The organism is Massilia sp. Root335, assembly GCF_001425685.1.
Lineage (GTDB): Bacteria > Pseudomonadota > Gammaproteobacteria > Burkholderiales > Burkholderiaceae_D > Telluria > Telluria luteola.
In genome coordinates, this window is sequence record NZ_LMCY01000029.1 from 3,973 (window position 1) to 5,024 (window position 1,052).

General features: G+C 51.2%; 1 protein-coding gene and 1 pseudogene. Both read left to right on the forward strand.

Annotated elements, in window-relative coordinates; genetic code table 11:
• Positions 1 to 262 (forward strand): T6SS immunity protein Tli4 family protein (locus tag ASC93_RS17110; protein WP_267874951.1); only part of this gene is annotated, 262 nt, incomplete at its 5' end.
• A gap of 271 nt (positions 263 to 533) precedes the next feature.
• A pseudogene (locus ASC93_RS31460) lies at positions 534 to 1,052 on the forward strand (hypothetical protein); the annotation flags it as partial.

The window sequence follows — 1,052 nt, forward strand, 5'->3', positions numbered from 1 at the left end:
CGGCACCCATGATTTCGAGTGGGGTTTCGTGGGCACGCCGAAAGATGTCGCCAACCCGCCGGAGTTTGGCGCCGCCATGTTCACCAAGGTCGAGCACAACACGGTTGGCGCCGCCAAGGCCGCGTCGCTGAGCGACGACGAGGCGGTCGCGCTGTGGGACAAACTGCTCTCGGGCCTGAAATTCCGCGTCAAAGTCCCTGGTGCGCCGGAGGGTTCGTACTACCTTCCTGAGAAAAAGAATCCGAGCCCGGCAGGAGGGTAATCGGCTTTTTTATTCATCAGCATCCGAAATGGCACATTGTCCACAGCTGCATTGAAAACAAAGGGAGCGGCTATGAGCATCAAGGCAGCTACGCCGATCCGAATGTACTGACGTCGATGCTGTACTCCATTGTAAAGATTGCTGGGACTGCGAAATGGAATTGAATATGCGCGCAAACAACCGGACCTTGATGCCCGCACGCTGCTTCGCTTTGATACTGGCGTTGTCACTTGTCGCTTGCTCGAAGAAATATACTTACAAGGAGAACGCCATGCCTGAAACTGTCGCATTGAGCCCCCGGCTGAAGAATCTTTTCAAAGACACCAAGCTTGTGTGTTTTGGTCGATATGCCCTTGTCGTCCCCAAGGAAGCACAGGTGGTATGGGGTGAGCCCTCTTTTCCTTCCAAAATCTACATATACCAAGGCAATCGGGGAGCAATCAAGGATAAGGTTGATCAAGATATTGCAAAAATAAAACGCGCCGACAAGACCGCAGAGATCACCTATAGCAAACCCGGACCAATTGAAGGGAGCTGGCAGTTCCGCTATTTTGACAGTGAAGAAGCAAAAGAGCTTAATCTTCATTTTTTTAACACATATATCAATAAGGAAAATTTAATTTTTCTTTTGCGCGGATCGGTAAGAAAAGGAAAAAGCGAAGACGAAGCGGCGGCGCAGCAGGCCAGCCGGGCAAAGAGCCTGCGCTTGCGAACAGAAGATGACATTCCATCCGAAGAAGGCTATTGCATCGAACACGGCTTCATGGCCAGTTCCTTTTATGGCGACCAA